Raw genomic sequence first — 1,022 nt, 5'->3', positions numbered from 1 at the left:
TTCTCTTTCTTCAAGTCCATAATCTCGCTCATCCACGGGAACGGGTTAGTCGTCCCTGGGTACTCTTCCTTCAACCCAATCTGCGACAACCGACGATTCGCGATGAACTTCAGATAATCCTCCATCATCGCCGCATTCATGCCGAGTACACCGCGAGGCATGGTATCGCGCGCGTATTCAATCTCCAGTTGCGTGCCCTGCAGAATCATCTGGGTCGCTTCTTCTTTCATCTCGGCATCCCACAAGTGCGGGTTTTCGATTTTGATCTGGTTGATCACGTCGATACCGAAGTTCAGGTGCATCGACTCATCGCGCAGGATGTATTGGAACTGTTCGGCCACGCCGGTCATTTTGTTGCGGCGGCCCATGGAGAGGATCTGGGTGAAGCCGCAATAGAAGAAGATGCCTTCCAGTACGCAGTAGTAGGCGACCAGGTTGCGCAGCAACTCTTTGTCGGTGTCGACGGTGCCGGTTTCGAACTTCGGATCGGAGATCGAGCGGGTGTATTTGAGGCCCCATGCGGCCTTTTTAGCCACCGATGGGATCTCGTGGTACATGTTGAAGATCTCGCCTTCATCCATGGCCAGCGATTCGATGCAGTACTGGTAGGCGTGGGTGTGGATCGCTTCTTCGAAGGCCTGGCGCAGGATGTACTGGCGGCACTCCGGGTTGGTGATCAGGCGGTACACGGCCAGCACGAGGTTGTTGGCGACCAGGGAATCGGCGGTGGAGAAGAAGCCCAGGTTGCGCATGACGATGCGGCGTTCGTCGTCGGTCAGGCCTTCGGGGTTTTTCCACAGGGCGATGTCGGCGGTCATGTTGACCTCTTGCGGCATCCAGTGGTTGGCGCAGCCGTCGAGGTACTTCTGCCAGGCCCAGTCGTACTTGAAGGGCACGAGCTGGTTGAGGTCGGCGCGGCAGTTGATCATGCGCTTTTCGTCGACGGCGACACGGGCGGAGGCGCCTTCGAGTTCGGCGAGGCCTTCGGCGACGTCGAGTTTGTCCAGGGCGGCCTTGGCGCG

1 protein-coding gene is annotated in these 1,022 nt (G+C 58.1%); it reads right to left on the bottom strand.

All coding sequences use genetic code 11. The annotated features are described in order from the left end of the window. A partial coding sequence (locus tag KZX66_RS26325; protein WP_248084122.1) for a ribonucleotide-diphosphate reductase subunit beta occupies window positions 1–1,022 on the bottom strand: 1,022 nt, incomplete at both ends.

Origin of the sequence: Pseudomonas sp. EYE_354 (genome assembly GCF_023148575.1) — a bacterium.
In the GTDB taxonomy this organism is placed as follows: Bacteria; Pseudomonadota; Gammaproteobacteria; order Pseudomonadales; family Pseudomonadaceae; genus Aquipseudomonas.
Note: the sequence above shows the minus strand (reverse complement) of the source record. Positions and strands in the feature narration are given on the sequence as shown.